General features: G+C 68.5%; 18 protein-coding genes. 6 read left to right on the top strand and 12 right to left on the bottom strand.

The features are described from left to right. Positions 1–16: 16 nt before the first annotated feature. On the bottom strand, positions 17–2,017 hold the full coding sequence (gene tkt, locus PCA_RS02700; RefSeq protein WP_181300709.1) for a transketolase: 2,001 nt from the start codon (positions 2,015–2,017) through the stop codon (positions 17–19). 236 nt (positions 2,018–2,253) lie between these two features. On the opposite strand from tkt, the gene PCA_RS02695 reads away from it, so the two are divergent. Continuing rightward, positions 2,254–2,988: a porin family protein gene (locus tag PCA_RS02695; protein WP_181300707.1), complete on the top strand. Its 735-nt coding sequence runs from the start codon at positions 2,254–2,256 to the stop codon at positions 2,986–2,988. Positions 2,989–3,223: 235 nt separating this feature from the next. Continuing rightward, a complete protein-coding gene (locus PCA_RS02690) occupies positions 3,224–3,817 on the top strand; it encodes a porin family protein (protein WP_181300705.1) in 594 nt (197 codons plus the stop codon). An 82-nt stretch (positions 3,818–3,899) separates the two neighbouring features. Here the strand turns inward: PCA_RS02690 and PCA_RS02685 are convergent, their stop codons facing one another. From PCA_RS02685 to PCA_RS02645, 9 genes are all read right to left on the bottom strand, one after another. Continuing rightward, positions 3,900–4,904: a class I fructose-bisphosphate aldolase gene (locus tag PCA_RS02685; RefSeq protein WP_181300703.1), complete on the bottom strand. Its 1,005-nt coding sequence runs from the start codon at positions 4,902–4,904 to the stop codon at positions 3,900–3,902. Between the two features lie 132 nt (positions 4,905–5,036). Next, the gene (locus PCA_RS02680) at positions 5,037–5,477 is read right to left on the bottom strand and encodes an energy transducer TonB (protein ID WP_181300701.1); all 441 of its coding nucleotides are present in this window, start codon (positions 5,475–5,477) and stop codon (positions 5,037–5,039) included. A gap of 82 nt (positions 5,478–5,559) precedes the next feature. Next, positions 5,560–7,032, bottom strand: a complete 1,473-nt coding sequence (gene pyk, locus PCA_RS02675) for a pyruvate kinase (protein WP_181300699.1) — start codon at positions 7,030–7,032, stop codon at positions 5,560–5,562. A 123-nt stretch (positions 7,033–7,155) separates the two neighbouring features. Beyond that, positions 7,156–7,977 carry a S1/P1 nuclease gene (locus tag PCA_RS02670; RefSeq protein WP_181300697.1) on the bottom strand — a complete coding sequence of 274 codons (822 nt, stop codon included), beginning with the start codon at positions 7,975–7,977 and terminating at the stop codon, positions 7,156–7,158. A 90-nt stretch (positions 7,978–8,067) separates the two neighbouring features. After that, entirely contained in the window at positions 8,068–8,532 is a 465-nt protein-coding gene (locus PCA_RS02665; RefSeq protein ID WP_181300695.1) for an OsmC family protein, read from the bottom strand. Beyond that, a complete protein-coding gene (locus PCA_RS02660; RefSeq protein ID WP_181300693.1) occupies positions 8,529–11,765 on the bottom strand; it encodes an efflux RND transporter permease subunit in 3,237 nt (1,078 codons plus the stop codon). The genes PCA_RS02665 and PCA_RS02660 overlap by 4 nt, the downstream gene beginning before the upstream one ends. Further along, entirely contained in the window at positions 11,762–12,853 is a 1,092-nt protein-coding gene (locus PCA_RS02655) for an efflux RND transporter periplasmic adaptor subunit (protein WP_343204392.1), read from the bottom strand. Before PCA_RS02655 ends, PCA_RS02660 begins: the two co-directional genes overlap by 4 nt. Before the next feature lie 23 nt (positions 12,854–12,876). Next, the gene (locus PCA_RS02650; RefSeq protein ID WP_181300690.1) at positions 12,877–13,089 is read right to left on the bottom strand and encodes a DUF2892 domain-containing protein; all 213 of its coding nucleotides are present in this window, start codon (positions 13,087–13,089) and stop codon (positions 12,877–12,879) included. 46 nt (positions 13,090–13,135) lie between these two features. After that, positions 13,136–14,410, bottom strand: coding sequence for an FAD-dependent oxidoreductase (locus PCA_RS02645; RefSeq protein ID WP_181300688.1), 1,275 nt, complete (start codon positions 14,408–14,410; stop codon positions 13,136–13,138). 170 nt (positions 14,411–14,580) lie between these two features. On the opposite strand from PCA_RS02645, the gene PCA_RS02640 reads away from it, so the two are divergent. The 3 genes from PCA_RS02640 to gap all read left to right on the top strand — a co-directional run bounded on the left by PCA_RS02640 (position 14,581) and on the right by gap (position 16,586). After that, a complete protein-coding gene (locus tag PCA_RS02640; RefSeq protein ID WP_255436611.1) occupies positions 14,581–14,952 on the top strand; it encodes a metalloregulator ArsR/SmtB family transcription factor in 372 nt (123 codons plus the stop codon). 91 nt (positions 14,953–15,043) lie between these two features. Then, positions 15,044–15,484, top strand: coding sequence for a sulfur transferase domain-containing protein (locus PCA_RS02635; protein WP_181300687.1), 441 nt, complete (start codon positions 15,044–15,046; stop codon positions 15,482–15,484). 100 nt (positions 15,485–15,584) lie between these two features. After that, positions 15,585–16,586 (top strand): type I glyceraldehyde-3-phosphate dehydrogenase, encoded by a 1,002-nt coding sequence (gap, locus tag PCA_RS02630; RefSeq protein ID WP_181300685.1) that lies wholly within the window; start codon positions 15,585–15,587, stop codon positions 16,584–16,586. A 100-nt stretch (positions 16,587–16,686) separates the two neighbouring features. On the opposite strand, the gene PCA_RS02625 is transcribed toward gap, so the two are convergent. After that, complete coding sequence (locus tag PCA_RS02625; RefSeq protein ID WP_181300683.1) at positions 16,687–18,990, bottom strand: cbb3-type cytochrome c oxidase subunit I; 2,304 nt, start codon at positions 18,988–18,990, stop codon at positions 16,687–16,689. A gap of 315 nt (positions 18,991–19,305) precedes the next feature. Then, positions 19,306–19,629, bottom strand: coding sequence for a ferredoxin FdxA (gene fdxA / locus PCA_RS02620; protein WP_181300681.1), 324 nt, complete (start codon positions 19,627–19,629; stop codon positions 19,306–19,308). A gap of 180 nt (positions 19,630–19,809) precedes the next feature. Here fdxA and ccoN point away from each other — a divergent pair, with 180 nt between their 5' ends. Next, positions 19,810–21,273, top strand: a complete 1,464-nt coding sequence (gene ccoN, locus PCA_RS02615) for a cytochrome-c oxidase, cbb3-type subunit I (RefSeq protein WP_181300679.1) — start codon at positions 19,810–19,812, stop codon at positions 21,271–21,273. Positions 21,274–21,315: the final 42 nt, after the last annotated feature.

The raw sequence follows: 21,315 nt of genomic DNA, 5'->3' as shown, positions 1-21,315 counted from the left end.
GGGCGAGGCCCGCGTATCAGCCGGCGACGCGCTTCACCGCATCGACCACGTTCGTCACCGTGATGCCGAAGTAGTCGAACAGCTGCTCGGCCGGGGCCGAGGCGCCGAACGTCGTCATGCCGATCACTTCGCCGTCCAGGCCCACGTACTTGCGCCAGAAGTCGGTGATGGCGGCCTCCACGGCCACGCGCGCACGGCACCAGCCGGGCAGCACGCCTTCGCGGTATTCCAGCGGCTGCGCGTCGAAGCTCTCGGTGCACGGCATCGACACCACGCGCACCGGCACGCCCTGCTGGGCCAGCGTGCGCATCGCTTCCATCGCCAGCTCCACCTCGGAGCCGGTGGCGATCAGGATGGCCTTGAACTTCGTGTCGGCCGGATCGGACAGCACATAGGCGCCGCGCGCGATGTCGGCCACCTGCTGCGCGTTGCGCTGCTGGTGCTTGAGCGTCTGGCGCGAGAACACCAGGCAGGACGGGCCGTCCTTGCGCTCGATCGCCGCCTTCCACGACGCCGCCGATTCCACCGCGTCGCAGGGGCGCCACACGCGGTTGTTCGGGATGTAGCGCAAGGTGGCCAGGTGTTCCACCGGCTGGTGGGTGGGGCCGTCCTCGCCCAGGCCGATCGAGTCGTGGGTGTAGACGTGGATGGAATGCGCGGGGATCAGCGCGCTCATGCGCACCGCGTTGCGCGCGTAGTCGGAGAACACCAGGAAGGTGGCGTCGTAGGGGATGAAGCCGCCGTGCAGCGCCAGGCCGGTGCCGATCGCGGTCATGCCGAACTCGCGCACGCCGTAGTGGATGTAGTTCGCGGCCGGGCTGGTCTCGGTGACGCTGACCGAACCCTTCCAGATCGTGAGGTTGGAGCCGGCGAGATCCGCCGAGCCGCCGATCAGCTCCGGCAGCAGCGGGCCGAACGCGTTCAGCGCCATCTGCGAGGCCTTGCGGCTGGCCACGTCCGGACCCTCGGCCTGCATCTTCTCGACGTAGGCCTGCGATTCGGCCGCCCAGTTTTCCGGCAGCTTCGCGGCGAGACGGCGCTGCAGCTCGGCAGCCAGTTCCGGGTTCGCCCTGGCGTAGTCGGCGAACAGCGCGTTCCATGCCGCCTCGCGCTTCGCGCCGGCCTGCTTCGCGTCCCAGCCGGCATAGATCTCGGCGGGGATCTCGAACGGGGCGTAGCGCCAGTCCAGCATGTCGCGCGCGGCGGCGATCTCGTCCTTGCCCAGCGGCGCGCCGTGGCAGGCTTCGGTGCCTTCCTTGTTGGGCGAACCGAAGCCGATGATGGTCTTGCACATCACGAGGGAAGGCTTGCCGGTCTCGGCCTTGGCGGCGGCGATGGCGGCCTTGATCTTCTCGGCGTCGTGGCCGTCCACGTCGCGGATCACGTGCCAGCCGCAGGCCTCGAAGCGCGCCGCGGTGTCGTCGGTGAACCAGCCCGGCACCTCGCCGTCGATGGAAATGTTGTTGTCGTCGTAGATCAGGGTGAGCTTGCCCAGCTTCCAGGTGCCGGCCAGCGAGATCGCCTCCTGCGAGATGCCTTCCATCAGGCAGCCGTCGCCGCAGAACACCCAGGTGTGGTGATCGACCACGTCGAAGCCGGGGCGGTTGTAGCGCTCGGCCAGCACCTTCTCGGCCAGCGCGAAGCCCACGCCGTTGGCGATGCCCTGGCCCAGCGGGCCGGTGGTGGTTTCCACGCCCACCGTCTCATGCGCCTCGGGATGGCCCGGGGTCTTGGAATGCAGCTGGCGGAAGCGCTCCAGCTCGCTCATCGGCAGGTCGTAGCCGCTCAGGTGCAGCAGCGCGTACTGCAGCATGGAGCCGTGGCCGTTGGAGAGCAGGAAGCGGTCGCGGTTGAACCAGTGCGGGTTGGCCGGGTTGTGGCTGTGGAAGTCGTTCCACAGCACCTCGGCGATGTCGGCCATGCCCATCGGCATGCCCGGGTGGCCGGACTTGGCCTTTTCCACGGCGTCCATGGCGAGGGCGCGCACGGCGTTGGCAAGTTGGCGGCGGGTGGTCATGGGTCTTCTCCGGGAAGGGGCGGCGAAAGGTTCCCATTGTCGCCGATCCACGCCGTCGCTGTCGCCCGCAAGTCCCTACTTAACTCAACCTTAATTCCACACTGCCGGGTATGGAAACCCTTCAGGCCCATATCGTTCTAATCCCCCGCATGGCCGGAAAGGCCATGCACGGACACGTTCGCCCTTTCCCCTGTCCCCAAGGCTGTGTCCGTTCCCACAAAAGAGGAGTAATTCCCATGAAGAAGTCCCTGCTTGTCCTCACTTTCGCGAGCATCGGCCTGGTCGCCGCTCCCGTCTTCGCCCAGGACAACACCGCTCCCGCCCAAGGCAGCGGCAACTACCAGTCCAGCCAGCCGATTGGCAGCGGCAACTGGTTCATCGGCGCCAACGTCGGCCGCACCAATGGCAGCGACACCGGCGGCTTCGGCAGCAACGGCTCCGGTTTCAATTTCCTCAAGGGCGAGAAGGGTCGGCGCACCGGTTACGGCGTGCTCGGCGGCTATCGCTGGAAGGTCGGCAACGACCTGGGCCTGGGCCTGGAGGCCGGCTACGCCGACCTCGGCAACTTCCGCGTGAAGAATGTCTTCAACTCGCAGGACGTCAACCAGACCTCCAGCACCAATGCCCTGCGCGGCTGGCTGCTTGGCGCCAACGGCCGCATCAACCTGACGCAGCAGTGGTACCTCAGCGCCCATGGCGGCTATTTCCGCTCCAACGACAACGACCACAGCTTCAACAACAGCATCGGGCAGGACCTGGGCCTGACCAGCGGCGGCCGTTCGGACCGCAGCAGCTGGTACGCGGGTCTCGGCACCGGCTGGGACATCAACGAGCATGTGGGCGTGGGCGTGCAGTACGACTACTTCCACGCCAATGCCGGCAAGATCAAGGACACGACCACCGGCGAGGTCTCCACGGGCCTGAAGCGCTCCACCGGCATCGTCTCGATCGCCGGCGAATACCGCTTCTGAGATCGCAACTCGCTGTAAAAGCTGAAGAACGGGCGCCTCGGCGCCCGTTCTTTTTGGGCCGCCCCGACCTTGCCATGAATCTTAATCTTTCCTTAATATTATACTCACGAGTATTGAATTTCTCCTGGCGAACCCGATCTAAGGACATGTGACGCCGATGTCCCATCGGCCCACGCGGCACCGTCCCTTTCCCCAACCGGCCGGCGACCGCCTTTCCATAACAGGAGAAATCTCCATGAAGAAGACCTTGCTCGCCCTCTCGCTCGCCGCTGCCGGCATGCTGACCATCCCCGCCGCGTTCGCGCAGAACGCGCCGTCCGACAACGCCGGCTGGTTCGTCAACGGCAACGTGGGTCGCACCGCGATCAACAACGGCCCGTACGACGGCCACGACACCGGTTACGCCCTGAACGGCGGCTACCGCTGGTCGCTGGCGCCGAACTTCGCGCTGGGTGCCGAGGTGGGCTACAACGACCTTGGCAACATCCACGCCAGGAACATCTTCAACAGCTCGCCGGTGATCGAGCGCGGCAAGTCGCAGCTGCATGGCTGGACCGCCGGCGCCAACGCCCGCTTCGACCTCAGCCGGGACTGGTACCTGAGCGGTCGCGCCGGCGTCTACAGCTGGACCGGCCACGGCCTCAGCAACGAGGTGAACCCGGTGCGCAAGAGCCTGGACGACACCAGTTGGTACGCCGGTGCGGGCGTGGGCTACAACCTCAACCGCAACCTCAGCGTCGGCCTGAACTACGACTACTTCGACGCCCAGCGCCGCAACGTGGACCTCAGCACCGACATGGTTTCGGTCAGCGCGGAATACCGCTTCTGAGCGCGGCATCGATCCATGGGCAAAACGAAACGGGCGCCGCAAGGCGCCCGTCTCTTTTTGCGACCGCGGACGACTGGAGGGCTCAGCCGTTCCAGCGGCCCAGCGCGGCGAGGCCGTTGTCCCTGGCGCGCGCGTGCACGGTCTTCTGCGCCTCGGCGTAGTTCGCCTTCATGTCCTTGGCCCACAGCTTCAGCGCGGCCTGCTGCATGGCGCGGCCGTAGGAGAACGACAGCGGCCACGGGTGCGGGCCGATGCGGTTCATCGCGTTGAGGTGGGCGGTGGACTGCTCGTCGGTCTGGCCGCCGGAGAGGAACACGATGCCCGGCAGCGAGGCCGGCACGCAGGTCTTCAGCACGCGCACGGTGGCCTCGGCCACTTCCTCGACGTCGGCCTGCTCGGAGGAATCCTTGCCCGGGATCACCATGCTGACCTTGAGGATGGTGCCTTCCAGCATCACGTTCTGCTCGTACAGCGCGTTGAACAGGCTGCGCAGCACGGCTTCGTGCACCTCGTAGCTCACCTCGATGCTGTGGTCGCCGTCCATGATCACTTCGGGCTCGACCATCGGCACCAGGCCGGCTTCCTGGCACAGCGCGGCGTAGCGGGCCAGCGCGTGGCAGTTCGCCTCGATCGCGGTGGAGGAAGGGTTGTCGTCGGAGATGTTGATCACCGCACGCCACTTGGCGAACTGGGCGCCCAGCTTCACGTATTCCTCCAGGCGCGGACGCAGGCCGTCCAGGCCTTCGGTGACCACGTCGCCGGGGAAGCCGGCCAGCGGCACCGGGCCCTTGTCGACCTTGATGCCGGGGATGATGCCGGCCTTCTTCATCACCTGGGTGAACGGCACGCCGTCCCTGGTGGACTGGCGGATCGTCTCGTCGTACAGGATCGCGCCGGAGATGTGCTCGTTCAGGCCCGGCGTGGTGAGCAGCAGCTCGCGGTAGGCGCGGCGGTTTTCCTCGCTGTTCTCGATGCCGACGGCCTCGAAACGCTTCTTGATGGTGTTGGTCGACTCATCGATGGCGATGATGCCCTTGCCGGGCGCCACCATGGCCAGGGCGACGCTTTCGAGATCTTCAATACTCATGACGGCTCCGTACGGCGAGGCAACAGCGGCCCGCGCGAGGGTGGGCGCCGCCCCGCGGCGGGACGGCGTGATTAAAGCCGCAGATTATAACGGAACCGCCCGGCCCCGCAGTCCGGGGCCGGGCGCGGGGCCTCAGCTGCCGTAGCCGGGCAGCTTGCAGGTGTCGATCAGCTGCTGTTTCGCGGCCGGGTCGTCGGGGGAATTGAACGGCACGATGTAGTAGGTGGCGATGGGCTGGCCGATCTTGTTGGTCAGCGAGGGGCCGTAGCGGAAGTTCTTCACCGCGGTCACCGCGGTCTGGCCGAGGTCGCTCTTCGGCTCCAGCTTCGCCAGCTGCACGTGCATGGGCACGCCGTCGGAACCGATCGTGTAGGTCACCGCCGCGCAGCCGGGCTTGGTGAGGTTGAGCCCGGTGTTCGGCAGATCGGTGTTGACCTTGGTGTTGAGCAGGATCCAGTAGTGGTACAGGTTCTGCGGATCGATCCTGTTCGCCTGCGCCAGCACCGGCGCGGCGCAGGCCAGGGCCGGGATCAGCAGCAGGGAACGGACCAGACGGCGCGCGCGGGAGTTCATGGGGGCTCCGGTGGAAGTGGGACGGCGGGGCCAGTCTAGCCCCGGGCGCCCGTTCCGTGTCGCCGCGGGCGCACCGCCCCGTTCAGAGTTCGCGCAGGCTGTCCACCGCGCCGCCCGCACCCACGGCCAGCAGCTTGAGCGTGTTGGTGCCGCCCACGTGGCCCACGCGGTCGCCGTAGGTGATGACCACGCTGTCGCCTTCGACCAGCTTGCCCTGGGCGAACAGCAGCCGCACCGCGGCGCGGGTGGACGACGCCATGCTCTGGTTCTCGCCGTGGCTGAATTCCACCGCGCGCACGTCGCGCAGCACCTGCATGCGGCGGCGCGCGGCGGCGAACGGCGACAGGCCGTAGATCGGCACCGCGCTGCGGTAGCGCGACAGCCATTGCGCGGTGGCGCCGGATTCGGTGAGCGCCACGATCGCGCGCACGCCGAGCTGCGCCGCCAGCACCATCGCGGCCAGCGCGATCGCCTGGTCGGTGCGGCTTAGATGGGGGGCGGCGTTGGTCAGATCCTCCTTGGGCTCGAACTGGCGCTCGGCGCCGAGGCAGATGCGCGCCATCGCCGCCACCGCCTTGTCCGGATGGGCGCCGGCGGCGGTCTCCTCCGACAGCATCACCGCGTCGGTGCCGTCGATCACCGCGTTCGCCACGTCGAGCACTTCGGCGCGCGTGGGAATGGGCGAGCGCACCATCGACTGCAGCATCTGCGTGGCGGTGATCACGGCGCGGTTGCGCTGCACCGACTCGCGGATGATCTTCTTCTGCAGACCGGGCAGTTCGGCGTCGCCGATCTCCACGCCCAGATCGCCGCGCGCCACCATCACCACGTCGGAGGCGTCGATGATCTCGCCCAGCACGGGGATCGCGTCGGCGCGCTCGATCTTGGACACCAGCGCGGCGTTGCCGCCGGCCTCGTGCAGCAGGCGACGCGCCTGGTGCATGTCCTCGGCCGAGCGCACGAAGGAGACGGCGAGGAAATCCGCGCCGATCTCGGCGGCGAGCTTGATGTCGGCCTTGTCCTTGTCGGACAGCGCGGAGACGGAAAGGCCGCCGCCCTGGCGGTTGAGGCCCTTGCGGTCGGAGAGCTTGCCGCCCACCAGCACGGTGCAGCGGATCTCGGTGCCCACCACCTCCTCCACGGTGAGCGCGACCAGGCCGTCGTCCAGCAGCAGCACGTCGCCGGGGCGCACGTCGCGCGGCAGGTCGAGGTAGCTCACGCCCACGCGGTGGATGTCGCCGGGCGGCGCGTCGGCGCGGCAGTCCAGCACGAACGGCTCGCCGAGCTCGAGCTGGATCGGGCCGTTCGCGAATTTCTCCACGCGGATCTTCGGCCCCTGCAGGTCGGCGAGCACGCCCACCTCGCGGCCCGCGGCGGCGGCGGCGGCCTTTACCGCGGCGGCGCGGGCGCGATGGTCGTCGGGCTGGCCGTGCGAAAGGTTGAGGCGGACGACATCGACGCCGTTGGCGATGATCTGTTCGAGCATCCCGGGTGCGTCGGTGGCGGGACCCAGGGTGGCGACGATCTTGGTGCGGCGCAGCGGGGTGGGGGTCATGCGGTGGCCTGATGGGCTATGGACGTCCGAATGCATTCGGCTGCCGGGGAGGCTAGCAGATGCCGGGCGCGATGCGGGGCTGCATTCGTATGTAATGCCCCATGTAACGCCGCGCGCGACGCCTCAGTCCAGGAACGCAAGGTTCAGCACCTCGGCCAGGCGGCGCCCGGCGATGCGCAGCCGGGTCTCGGCCACCGGCAGCTCGGCATCGACATAGGCCTGGTCTATCTTGTGGCCGTCCGGGTAGAAGCCCGGCTCCGCCGTTATGCGGCAGGATTCCTCGGCCCACTGCGCATAGGGATCGTCCAGCGGCGCGATGGTCGGCGGCAGCGCCACCGGGCCTTCCGCATCGAGCTGCTGCGTGTACGCCTCCCACTCCAGGCCGCGCGTCTTCAGCAGGCCGGAGTCCCAGACCCGGTGCAGGTTGCTGCCCTTGCCCTCGAACTGCACCTGGTATTTGTTGCCGCCGAGGTCGTCGCGGTAACCGGCGTGCAGCGGCTGGTGCACGTCGCCCATGAAGTGCACCACGAACATCAGCGCCTCGCGGCGGGCGCTGTCCGGCTGCGAGCGGTCGCGAAGGACATCCACGTAGTGCTGCAGGGCGCCCACGATGCATTGGCCGTCGCGGCAGTCGCGCGGCGGCACGTAGTCGCAGGCCGGGCCGCCGCGGAAATTGATGTAGTGCTGCCTGCGCGTCTGCTGCCACAGCGCCGCCTGGGCGGGATCGTCCTGGATCTGGTCGGCCCAGTTCGCGACATCCGCCAACTGCGTGGTGTGCTGCGGCGCGAGCAGGCGTTCCACCTCGGCCCTGGCGGCGGGGCTCAGGTGGCGCTGCGCCAGTGCGGCGACGATGCGGTGACCCTGCGGCCCCCAGGCCTGCGCGGCGGGCGCGACCAGCAACAGGGCGGCCAGCACGATGGCCCCGGCCCGGCGGATGGATGACATGCGGAAACCCCTGTGGCGAAGATGGCGGGGACGCATCTTGCCACAGTGGTCGTGACATCCGGCCGCAGTCGCTGCGTCGGGAACGCCCCGTCAGGCCTCGCCCACGTGCAGCAGCACGCCGTCCGCGTCGTGCACACTCACCGCCACGCGTATGCCTTGCCGCACGCTCTCGGTGACGATGCAGAAATCCTCGAACTGCGCCATCGCGCGTTCCACGTGCTCCAGCGCGGCAGCCGCGTCGGCAAGCTGCAGGTCCACCCCGATATGCACGATGCGCCAGCGGCCGTGCTCGTTGCGCTGCATGGTGGCCAGCGCCTTGGCCGAGAGTCCCTGCGGCTCGTTCTTGAACTTGCGCAGCGCGAACAGCAGGCTGGCGCACAGGCAGTTCGCCACGGCGGCGGCCAGCAGCCGCGACGGATTGGGGCCGGCGTCATGGCCCAGCGGGGCGGACTCGTCGGTGGCCAGGTCGGGCACCGCGGTGCCGTCGAAGCGCACACGGAATTCGTAATCGCCTACCCGTTCCAGGCTCAGTTCCAGGGTCTGCTCGTCGCTCATGGCTTCACTCCTTCACGATGGCGCGCGGCGCCCGCCAGCCACGCGTAGTACAGCAGCGGGATCACCACCAGGGTCAGCACGGTGGATACCAGGATGCCGAAGATCAGCGACACCGCCAGGCCCTGGAAGATCGGGTCGTCGAGGATGAACAGGCCGCCCAGCATCGCCGCCGCCGCGGTCAGCGCGATGGGCTTGGCCCGCACCGCCGCCGCGTCGATCACCGCGTCCGCCAGCGGCCGGCCCGCGGCCAGCGCGTGGTTGACGAAGTCGATCAGCAGGATGGAGTTGCGCACGATGATGCCGGCCAGCGCGATCATGCCGATCATGGAGGTGGCGGTGAACTGCGCGCCGAACAGCGCGTGCCCGGGCATCACGCCGATCACCGTGAGCGGGATCGGCGCCATGATGATCAGCGGCACCAGGTAGCTGCGGAACTGCCCCACCACCAGAAGGTAGATCAGCAGCAGGCCGCCCATGTAGGCCAGCCCCATGTCGCGGAAGGTCTCGTAGGTGATCTGCCACTCGCCGTCCCACTTCACCGCGATGCCCGCGGTGTCCGCCGGCTGGCGGATGAAATACTGGGACACGGACTGCCCGTCGAGCGTGGCGTGCGCGAGCGTGCCCACCAGCGCGAACATGCCGTAGAGCGGGCTGTCGGTGCTGCCAGCGTCGTCGCCGGTGACGGTGGCATAGGGCAGCAGATCCTTGTGGTAGGCGGCATCCTCCCAGCCTGCTTCGTGCACGCTCGCCACCGCCGACAAGGGCACCAGCGCGCCGCCCTGCGCACGCACGCGCAGCGCCAGCAGCCGGTCCATGCCGGCCTGGTCGGCAGCCGGCAGGCGCAGCCGCACCGGCACCGCATGGCGCGCATGGCCGTCCATGAGATAGGTGGCGTCGTCGCCGGAGAGCGCGGTGCGCAAGGCCTGCACGATGGTCGCCTGGGTCAGCCCCAGCCGCGCGGCGCGCTCGCGGTCCACCGTCACCACGGCGCGCGGCGCGTCGGCTTCCTCGCTGTTGTCCACGTCCACGATGTCGTGGTTGCCGCGGAACAGTTGCTCCAGTTGCAGCGCGGCCTGGCGGATCGTGCGCGCGTCCGGTCCGTAGACCTCGGCCACGATGGGCGCCATCACCGGCGGACCGGGCGGCACCTCGACCACCTTCAGCGCGGCGCCGTAGCGCGCCGCGATCGCCGCCAGCGCGGGGCGGGCGTCCAGCGCGATCTCGTGGCTCTGGCGGTGGCGCGCATCCTTGTCCACCAGGTTGACCTGCAGGTCGCCGACCAGCGGCCCCTGGCGCAGGTAGTACTGGCGCACCAGGCCGTTGAACGTGATCGGCGCGGCGGTGCCGGCGTAGCCCTGCCAGTCCCTGACCTCGGGAATGGTGGCGACCTGGGCGGCCAGCGCATGCAGCAACTGGTTGGTGCGCTCCAGCGTGCTGCCCGCGGGCATGTCCACCACCAGCTGGAATTCGCTCTTGTTGTCGAACGGCAGCATCTTCAGGATCACCGCCTTCGCCACCACCAGCCCCACCGAGGCCAGCACCAGCGCGCCCATGCCGGCGAACAGCAGGCGCCGGCGGCGACGCCCGCGCACGCCCTCGAGGAACGGCCGCATCAGGCGCTGGAACAGGCGCAGCAGCCGTCCGCCCGCCGCTTCGTGGGCGGCGCCGCCGCTGGCGCCGTCGGCCGGGTGCAGGCGCAACAGCCGCAGCGCCAGCCACGGCGTCAGCACCAGCGCCACCGCCAGCGACAGCAGCATGCCGGCCGAGGCATTGATCGGGATCGGCCGCATGTACGGCCCCATCAGCCCCGAGACGAAGGCCATCGGCAGCAGCGCCGCGATCACCGTGAAGGTGGCGAGGATGGTCGGCCCGCCCACCTCGCTCACCGCCTCGGGAATCGCCTCGCGCAGGCTGCGCCCGCCCAGCGCCATGTGCCGGTGGATGTTCTCCACCACCACGATGGCGTCGTCGACCAGGATGCCGATGGAGAAGATCAGCGCGAACAGCGACACGCGGTTGATGGTGAAGCCCATCGCCCACGACGCGAACAAGGTGAGCGCCAGGGTGACGATGACCGCGCTGCCCACCACCAGCCCTTCGCGCCAGCCCAGCACCAGCACCACCAGCAGCACCACCGACAGCGTGGCCAGCAGCAGGTGCAGCAGCAGGCTGTCGGCCTTGGCGGTGGCGGTCTGGCCGTAGTCGCGGGTCACCGCCACGTGCACGCCGGCGGGGATCTCCGTGTTGCGCAGCGCCTGCAGCCGCGCGCGGATCGCGGTGGTGATGTCGGCCGCGTTGCTGCCGGCCTTTTTCGCGATGGCGATGGTGACCGCCGGCGCGTCGCCGGTGGCCGGGCCGGGCTTGCCGGCCGGGCTGCCGAACCAGGCGTAGCTGGCCGGCAGGTCGGCGCCGCGCTGCACGCTGGCGACGTCGGAGAGATGTACAGGGGCGCCGTCCTTGAGCCCGATCACCAGGTTCGCCACGTCGCCGGCGCTGGCGAGGAAGCGGCCGGCGGTGACCGGCGCCGCGCGATTGCCCGCCACCTGGTCGCCGGCCTGCGCCACCACGTTCGCGGCCTTGAGCGCGCCGGCAAGGTCGCCGACCGCCATGCCGTAGGCGGCCAGCTTGCCAGGATCGAGTTCGACCATCACCGCGCGCTCGGGCGCGCCGACCGTGTACACGTCGCGCGTTCCCGGCACGCGCTTGAGCTCCGTCTCCAGCGTGTGCGCCACCTCCGCGAGTTGCACCGGGCCGGTGTCCGGGCGATCGCTCCACAGCGCGAGCGCCATCACCGGCACGTCGTCGATGCCCATGGCCCGCACCAGCGGCTGGCCCACGCCCAGGCCCGCGGGCACGAAGTCGCGGTTCTGGTAGATCTGGTTGTACAGCCGCACGATGGCGGTCTGCCGCGGCACGCCCACCGCGTACTCCACGGTGAGCACGGCCACGCCGGGCCGGCTCACCGAATAGACGTGCTTCACGCCCTGCAACTCGGAGAGCTTCTGCTCCAGCGGGAAGGCCACCAGGTTCTCGACGTCGCGCACCGAGGCGCCGGGGAACGGCACCGTGACGTTGGCCATGGTGACGTCGATCTGCGGCTCCTCCTCGCGCGGCGTGATCGCCATCGCGGCGAGGCCCAGCAGCAGCGCGGCGAGCGCCAGCACCGGGGTCAGCGGCGACGACTGGAAGATGCGCGCGATGCGTCCCGCGAAGGACAACTCCGGCGTGCTCATGGCGCGCCCGCGCCGCGCCGAGCGATCAGCCAGCGCGCGGCCGCGTCGGGATCGGCGGCAATGTGTTCGCCCGGCGCGAGTCCCGCCAGCACCGTCGCGCGATCGCCGCGCACGTCGCCGATGCGCAGCTGGCGCAGCGACACGGCGTCGCCGTCGACCACGTACACGCCGGTCAATTCGCCCCGCCGCACCAATGCGTTCACCGGCACCGACACGGTCCCGTCGCCGGTCGCGGCAGCGCCGCCGGCAAACGCCAGCTTCACCGCCATGCCCGGATACAGGCCGGCGACGCCGGCAGGCAGCTCAAGCCGCACCGCCACGGTGTGGGTGGCCGGGTCCGCCACCGGGAACACGGTGAGCCGCGAGGCCGCGATGCGCTTGCCGTCGTCCGCCAGCACCTCGGCGCGGCCCGCGCGGCGCAGCGCCTCGGCCACCGCCTGCGGCAAGCGGGCCTCCACGCGCAACTGCGCCAGCGAGGCGATCGCGATGAGCTGCTGCGGGAACGGCGGTCCGGCCACCGCCTCGCCCACCTGCACGTAGCGCTTCGTCACCACGCCGTCGAACGGCGCGCGCACCACGGTGTAATCCTGCTGCGCGCCCGCGCTGCGCCACTGCTGCTGCGCCGCGTCCAGCTGCGCCTTCGCGGAATTGCGCTGGGCCAGCGCCTGCTCGTACGCCGCCCGCGAGACGTAGCCCTGCGGATAGATGGCCGCGTAACGCTTGTAGTTCGCCTCGGCCTCCACCCAGGCGGCCTTGGCCGCCGCGATCTGCGCCTGCGCCGCGCGCGCGGCGGACTGCTGTTCCACGTCGCTGAAGCGCACCAGCACCTCGCCCCGCTTCACCGTGTCGCCCACGTCGTGCGGCAGCGCCAGCACCCGGGCGTTCGTCTGCGCGGCAAGCACCGCGGCATCGACCGCCTCCACGATGCCGTCCCAGTGCTGCTGGCCGGAGCCGGCGCCGGCGGCGACAGTCAGCGTGGCCAGCGACGGCGCGCCATGGCTGGCCGCGGGCACGGCCGGCTTGCCGCCGCAGGCGACCAGCGCGACGGCGAGCGCAGCGGAAAAGACGGGCGGCAGGAACGGTTTCACGAGGCGGCTCCGGGCACGGGCGGTCAGGAACGGCGCTGGAACGCGCAGCCCGGCTGCAGGCCGAACCGGGCGAGGATGCGCGCCAGCGGGCAGAAGCCGGTGAAGGACGACTGCAGCAGGTTGGCGCCCACGAACACGGTCAGCCACAGCCAGTTCGGGGAGACGAAATGCGCCAGCGCCACGCTGGCGAGGATCACGGTGCCGGCGAAAGCCAGGACGATGCGGTCGATGTTCACGTTATTGCTCCGGGTAGACGAAATCGGGGGATGCGGCGATCTGCCGCTACTGCTTCAGCGAGCCGATACGCAGCAGCTTCAGCATGGCGCGCTCGTAGATCGGGTGGGTGTTGCCGGTGCGCACCTTGCGCAGGTGATAGCGTTCGAACGCCAGCTTGGCCACGTGCACCCATTTGCCGATGCGCGCCCAGGTCACGTTGCGCGGCGGGATCTGCGGCAGCGCCACGAACGCGGCGCCGGTGTCGCCCATGTCGGCCAGGCACACGGCGTTCCAGGTGGCGCGGGCCTGGGCCGGCTTGCCGGCCAGCTCGTCGCGCAGGTTGCTGGCAATCGCGCCGACCATGGATTCGATCATGAAGCCGGTCTTCGGCGCGCCGGTGGGCACCGGGGTGACTTCGACCGGCGGGATCGCCACGCAGACGCCCGCCGAGAAGATGTTGCGGTAGGCGGGGTTGCGCTGGTGCTCGTCGATCAGGATGAAGCCGCGCGGGTTGGTGAGCCCCTCGATGCCGCGCACCGCGGCGATCCCGGCGAACGCCGGCAGCAGCATCGCGAACGCGTGCGGCAGTTCGCGCGACTGCACCAGCGCGCCCCGCTCGTCCAACTCGTCCAGCTTCACGTTGCCGGCCTCGACCGCCGTGACGCGGGCGTTGGTGACCCAGCGGATGTCGCGCTCGCGCAGCGCCGATTCCATCAATCCCCTGGAATCGCCCACCCCGCCCAGGCCCATGTGGCCCACGTAGGGCTCGGGCGTGACGTAGGTGATCGGCACGCGGTCGCGCAGCTTGCGGCGGCGCAGGTCGGCGTCGACGATCATCGCGAACTCGTAGGCCGGGCCGAAGCAGCTCGCGCCGGGCGCGGCGCCGATCAGCACCGGACCCGGCCGCTCCAGCAGCGCCTGGTAGGCCTGCCAGGTTTTCTCGGCATGCGCGCCGGTGCAGATCGAATGCGTGTGGCCGCCTTCCGGCCCCAGGCCCGGCACGTCGTCGAAGGCCAGCCGCGGACCGGTGGTGATCACCAGGTAGTCGTAGTCCAGCACCTGGCCGTCGGCGAGGTGCAGGCGGTTCTCCGCCGGCAGCACGCGCTGCGCCGGGACCGGAATGAAGCGGATGCCGTGGCGGCGCATCGGCGCCTCCACCTCCACCCGGATCGCCTCCGGCTTGCGCCAGCCCACCGCGACCCAGGGATTGGAAGGCGTGAACTGGAAATACGGGCCGTCGCCGACCAGCGTCACCGTATGCGCCGCCCCCAGCGCCGCCTTGATCTCGTACGCGGCCGCCGTACCGCCCAGCCCGGCCCCCAGAATGACGATGTTTGCCATGATGCTTCCCCCCATTTGCCGATTGCGGGATCGATGGCCGCGCCTGCGGGACGCTCCGATGCAGGCCGGTCGCCAGTACTCAACATATATCTAAATTAGATTTAGCTTAATTAGATGGTTGTGCTAAAGTCAAGCGCGCAAACAGCCGCACCGTTTCCCCCGGAGTTCCCATGCCGACATCCGCCACACACGACTTCACCGCGATGCGCGAACGCGCCGAGGAAGCGTCGCGGCTGCTGAAGGCGCTCGGCAATCCGCAGCGCCTGCGCGTGCTGTGCCTGCTGGTGGGCCAGGAAATGTCGGTGGGCCAGATCAACGACCAGTTGCCGGACCTCAGCCAGTCGGCGCTGTCGCAGCACCTCGCCAAGCTGCGCGACGAAGGCCTGGTGCGCACCCGGCGCGAATCGCAGACGATCTGGTACGCGCTGGAACACGGCCCGACCGAGCAGATCATCGCCACCCTCTACGGCATCTACTGCGCCCCGGACCAGGCGTCGCTGTGCACGCCCGCGCCGCGCAAGCGCGGCGGCAAACGCAAATAGCGCACACGGCGGACATGCGTCGTGCCGGAAGACTTGACGTTTATATAAGCATTTACTAATTTAAAGACCGGATCGACCGCGGTACCTCGCCATGAATGCCTACCTGCCCCACCAGTGCTGCCCGGAAAACCGCCTGTTCTGCGGCGGACAGCCCGACGAGGCCCAGCTCGCGGACTTCGCCGCGGCCCATCCGGGCGGCTGCGTGATCAACCTGCGACCCGCCTCGGAAACCGGCGACTGGGACGAGGCGGCCGTGGCGAAGCGCCTGGGCCTCGCCTATGCGAGCGTCCCGGTGGCCGGCCCGCAGGACCTGACGCAGGCGAACGCCGCAGCGTTCGCCCGCGCGCTCGAAGCCCACCGCGGCAGTCCGATGCTGATCCACTGCGCGACCGGCCAGCGCGTGGGCGCGCTGCTGGCGCTGAAAGCCGCCTGGGTCGACGGCTGCGGCACCGCGGACGCGCTGGTCGCCGGCAGATCGGGCGGCCTGACCGCGCTGGAGCCGCAGGTGCTGGACCTGTTGTCGCGGCGCTGAGCGCCGCCGGGCCCGCACCGGACGCTTCGGCTAGAATGCGGGTTTCGGCGGCCGCTCGCGACCGCCACCTGCCCGTCATCGAACCGGAGGAAGTGTATCCATGGCCATCAAGGTCGGCATCAACGGCTTCGGCCGCATCGGTCGCAACGTGCTGCGCGCAGCGGTGCAGAACTTCGGCAAGGACATCCAGATCGTGGCGATCAACGATCTGCTGGAACCGGATTACCTCGCCTACATGCTGCGCTACGACTCGGTGCACGGTCGTTTCAAGGGCGAGGTGTCGGTCGAGAACGGGCATCTGGTGGTCAATGGCCACACGATCCGCCTGACCCAGGAGCGCGACCCCGCCAACCTGAAGTGGAACGAAGTCGACGCCGACGTGGTGATCGAGTCCACCGGCCTGTTCCTCACCAAGGAAACGGCGCAGAAGCACATCGACGCCGGCGCGAAGAAGGTGATCATGTCGGCCCCGTCCAAGGACGACACGCCGATGTTCGTCTACGGCGTCAACGACAAGAGCTACAAGGGCGAGGCGATCATCTCCAACGCCAGCTGCACCACCAACTGCCTGGCGCCGGTCGCGAAGGTGCTGAACGACAAGTGGGGCATCAAGCGCGGCCTGATGACCACCGTGCACGCCGCCACCGCCACCCAGAAGACCGTGGACGGCCCCAGCAACAAGGACTGGCGCGGCGGCCGCGGCATCCTCGAGAACATCATCCCCTCCTCCACCGGCGCGGCGAAGGCCGTGGGCGTGGTGATCCCCGAGCTCAACAAGAAGCTCACCGGCATGAGCTTCCGCGTGCCGACCTCGGACGTATCCGTGGTCGACCTCACCTGCGAGCTGGAGAAGCCCGCCAGCTACGCCGAGATCTGCGCGGAGATGAAGGCGCAGAGCCAGGGCGCGCTGAAGGGCGTGCTGGGCTACACCGAGGACAAGGTCGTCGCCACCGACTTCCGCGGCGAAACCTGCACCTCGGTGTTCGACGCCGAAGCCGGCATCGCGCTGGACAGCACCTTCGTGAAGCTGGTGAGCTGGTACGACAACGAGTGGGGCTACAGCAACAAGTGCCTGGAAATGGTGCGCGTGGTGGCGAAGTAAGGCCTGAGACTTCCGCGGTCGTCCCGGCCGCGGGGAAGATGAAAACAAGAACCCGCGCCGGTCGCCCGGCGCGGGTTTTTCGTTTCATGCGGATGGCGCTTCAGGCCGCGCGGCCAGCGGCATCCGCGCGCATGCCCAGCCAGGCCTTGACCGCCGCGATCGCCAGCGGGACCGAGCCGAAGACGATGAACACCAGATCGCCCGGCAAGCGCAGCCATTCGATCAGGCGCGAACGCGGCATGGCCATGTAGTCCATGCTGCGCGCGTGCCAGTAGCCGTGCTCGAGCACGTCCTGGATCTGCAGCAGGCCACTGGGGAACAGGCTCATCGCGATCATCAGCACCAGTCCTCCGTTGGTGCCCCAGAACGCGATCCGGATGTATTTCTCGATCCCGGGCCAGCGCTGTTCGCTGGCGGTCTGGCGCAGCACGAACACCATCAGCGCGATCGCCAGCATGCCGAACACGCCCATCATCGCGGCATGGCCGTGATTCGGCGTGAGCTGGGTGCCGACCTCGAAGTAGCTGACGATGGGCAGGTTGATGAGGAAGCCGAACATGCCGGCGCCGACGAAGTTCCAGAAGCCCACCGCCATCAGGAAGTAGAACGTCCACTTGTGCGGTACCCGGCGCGTCATGCCGTCCTGCGCCACCTCGCCGCGCGTGGTGCGCACGAAGTCCCACGCGTCCAGCGTGAGCAGCGTGAGCGGCACCACTTCCAGCGCCGAGAACAGCGCCGACATCGCCATGTTGAACTGCACGTGGCCGACGAAGTACCAGTGGTGGCCGGTGCCGATCAGGCCGCCGAGGAAGTACAGGATCGCATCGAGATAGATCACCCGCATCGCGGTGTTGTGGTGGGTCAGGCCGACCTGCACGAAGGTCAGCGCCACCACCGTGGTCGCGAAGAACTCGAAGAAGCCCTCCACCCACAGATGGATGATCCAGAACCGCCAGGTTTCCACCACGGTGAGGTTGGTGTGGCCGTCGAAGAACAGCGCCGGGACATAGAACACGGGGATCGCCAGCGCGGCCAGCAGGAACATCCGGCCGATCGGCTTCACGTCCTGGTTGGCGATCGTGGCCGGCCGCGCGACCCAGTACAGCACGGCAAACCACACCAGCAGGCCCACGATCAGCAGGTACTGCCAGATTCGACCCAGTTCCAGGTATTCCCAGCCCTGGTTGCCCAGCCAGAACCACCAGTCACCGAGCAGGTTCGACATGCCGGCCCACTCGCCGAGCAGGCTTCCGGCGATCACCGCGATGAACGCGGCGAACAGCAGATGCGCCCACACCGCCATGCCGCGCGGTTCGTCACTGCGCAGCGAGCGGCCGAGGAACAGCGCAGCGGCCACGTAAGCGGTGGCGATCCACATGATGGCGCTCTGCAGGTGCCAGGTGCGCATCAGGTTGCTGGGGAAAATGTCCTCCAGTGCGAAGCCGTAGAAGCTACCCGGATCAGCGCGGTAGTGCGCCGTGGCCCCGCCCACCAGGGTCTGGAACAGGAACAGCAGCGCAACCACCACGAAGAACTTCACCAGCGCGCGCTGCCCCGGACTCGCCTGGCCCGGCACGATGGCCGGCGTGAGGCGATGGCCGCGCGATATCCAGCCCATATACTCGAACTTGCCGAACACCAACAGCACCGCCGCGATGCCACCCAGCAGTGCCAGCAGGCTCAGCGCGCTCCACAGGAAGGCGCCCGGAATCGGCACGTTGCCGACCAGCGGGTCGTACGGAAAGTTGTTGGTGTAGGAGTAGTCGAAGCCGGGCCGGTTCGCCACCGACGCCCACGCTGCCCACCCGACGAAAGCCGTGAATTGGCGCAACTCGCCCGGATCGGTGATGAGGTTGGGCTTGAGTCCGCCATTGCCGGCCGGATGCCTGAAGTAGTCGGTCCAGTGCGCGATCTGCGCCTGCCAGGCCGCCGCCTCGGCGGCAGTGAGCGTCAGCGTGTTGTTCTTCGCATCGAAGCGATTCGTCTTCAGCGACACCGCGGTCTCGGCCTGCACCGCGGCCAACTGGCCGGCGTCCAGTGCGGCCAGCGGCTTGCCATGGCGGTCCCGGGCGAGTGCCTCGGACACGTCCACGCCGAGCCGATGAAGCGCCTCGGCCGCATAGTCCGGTCCGAGATAGGCGCCATGGCCCCAGACCGAACCGTTGTCCATCAGCCCGTACTTGAGGAAGACCGCCTGGCCACCGCGAATGTCGTCGCCGGTAAAAAGGCCCTGGCCTTGCGCATCGACCACGCGATCCGGAATCGGTGGCGCCTTGGCGTAGCCGAGCACGGTGATGGCGATCAGTACAGCCATGCCGAACAGCATCACGATCAGGATCGAGCGGACCCACCACGGCGACAACGCCGCATGCTCATCGGTGGACGGAAGTGCAGCGTCGTTCATCGGCGTTCTCCCCTGGGTGGACGGCACGCGGCCGACCTGCGGAAAACGAGCCTGCGGACAGTCACCCGCAAGCCCGGGCTTCTGGCACGAACAACTGGCGGCGTCCCCTCGCCGGGCCGCATGGCGGCAACCATAGCGGCTTCGCGGTGGCGGCGAAACCCATTCGGCGCTCACGAAAAATGGTTCTCGCACGGCACTTCACCAGTGCATCGAGACTTCACTGATGCATGCATTGCAGGCGGCTTTGCGCTGCCGCAGATCAGGCCGTCGATCGACTTGCGCGGGCCGCCCCGAAACCCACCACCCCGCGCCTCGTCAACGCTTGAGCAATGGCAGTTTGTCGGGCACGCCGTTCCATTCCGCCGCGTCTTCCATTGCGGGAATCTTGTTCGCCAGCACCGGCCATTCGCGCGCCAGTTCGGCGTTGAGCGCGAGGAAGCCCTCCTGCCCGGCGGGCACGTCCAGCTCGGGGAAGATCGCGTCCACCGGACACTCGTCCACGCACAGCGTGCAGTCGATGCATTCGTCGGGATCGATCACCAGGAAATTGGGCCCTGCGTGGAAACAATCTACCGGGCACACCTCGACGCAATCCGTGTGCTTGCAATTGATGCAGTTCTCGGTAACAACATGCGTCATGGGGATACGGTTCCGCCGGACGTTGAGCGCTGCCCGCCATCGTCGTGCGCTCGCGCCGCCACGGCCATGACCTGGATCAGGGGGCCGTAACCAGGGGCATATTGCCGCATCCACCTGATCTGGATCATCGCGGACGCACGCGCGCCCGCGAAAATGCACCCTCCAAAACCGGGGACGCCCATGCCCAACACCGAGTTCTACAACGACAAGGTCGTCCGCCAGTTCCTGCTTGCCGCCGCCGTCTGGGGCATCATCGGCATGTCCGTGGGCGTGTACATCGCGGCCGAACTGATGTGGCCCGCGCTGAATTTCGACCTGCCCTGGATCACCTTCAGCCGGCTGCGTCCCGACCACACCTTTGGCGTGATCTTTGCGTTCGGCGGCTCGGCGCTGATGGGCACCTGCTACTACGTGGTGCAGCGTACCGGCCACGCGCGGCTGGCGTTCGGCAAGCTGGCCGGCTTCACGTTCTGGGGCTGGCAGATCATCTGCGTGCTGGCGATGGTGTCGATGCCGCTGGGCCTCACCACGAGCAAGGAATACGCCGAGCCGGAATGGTGGGTCGCGCTGTTCACCGCGGTGGTGTGGGTGTGCTTCGGCGTGGTGTTCTTCGGCTCGGTGGCGCGCCGGCGCATCAAGCACATCTACGTGGCGAACTGGTACTACGGCGCGTTCATCATCGCGGTGGGCCTGCTGCACGTGGTCAACCACCTGTCGCTGCCGGTGTCCTGGACCAAGTCCTACCCGATCTACTCCGGCACGGTCGACGCGATGGTGCAGTGGTGGTACGGCCACAACGCGGTGGCGTTCTTCCTCACCGCCGGCTTCCTCGGGATGATGTACTACTTCGTGCCGCGCCAGGCGCAGCAGCCGCTGTGGAGCTACCGCTTTTCCATCGTCAATTTCTGGGCGCTGATCTCGGTCTACATGTGGGCCGGCTCGCACCACCTGATGTACACCGCGCTGCCCGACTGGGTGCAGTCGGTGGGCATGGCGTTCTCGCTGGTGCTGCTGATGCCGAGCTGGGGTTCGGCAGCGAACGGCCTGCTCACCTTCAACGGCTCCTGGCACAAGCTGAAGACCGACCCGGCGGTGAAGTTCATGGTGATGTCGCTGGTGTTCTACGCCGCCGCCACGTTCGAAGGCTCGATGATGGCGGTGAAGACGGTGAATTCGCTGTCGCACTACACCGACTGGACGATCGCCCACGTGCATTCCGGCTCGCTGGGCTGGGTCGCGATGATCACCATCGGTTCGCTGTACGCGATGGCGCCGCGCGCGCTGGGCCGCCCGGCGATGCATTCGGTGCGCGGCATGAACCTGCATTTCTGGCTGCACATGCTGGGCACGCTGTTCTACGTGGGCGCGATGTGGACCGCCGGCGTCACCGAGGGCGAGATGTGGCGCGCCACGCTGCCCGACGGCTCGCTGAAGTACGGCTTCCTCGACAGCCTGATCGCGATCAAGCCCATGTACCTGATCCGCTGGCTGGGCGGCGTGCTGATCCTCACCGGCATGTGGGTGATGGCGTGGAACCTGTGGCACACCGCCGCCGACGCCCGCGCCCGCATCATCAAGCCCATCCCGGTGCCGATCCCGGATCCGGAACAGCACCAGATCCCGGCGCCGTTGGCCGCGCACTGATGCGCTCGTCCGTGATCGCCGCTACGACCGGGCTCCCGCCAA

Origin of the sequence: Rhodanobacter sp. PCA2 (assembly GCF_013620825.1) — a bacterium.
Classification (GTDB): Bacteria; Pseudomonadota; Gammaproteobacteria; order Xanthomonadales; family Rhodanobacteraceae; genus Rhodanobacter_A.
This window is presented reverse-complemented; position numbering and strand designations above follow the sequence as displayed.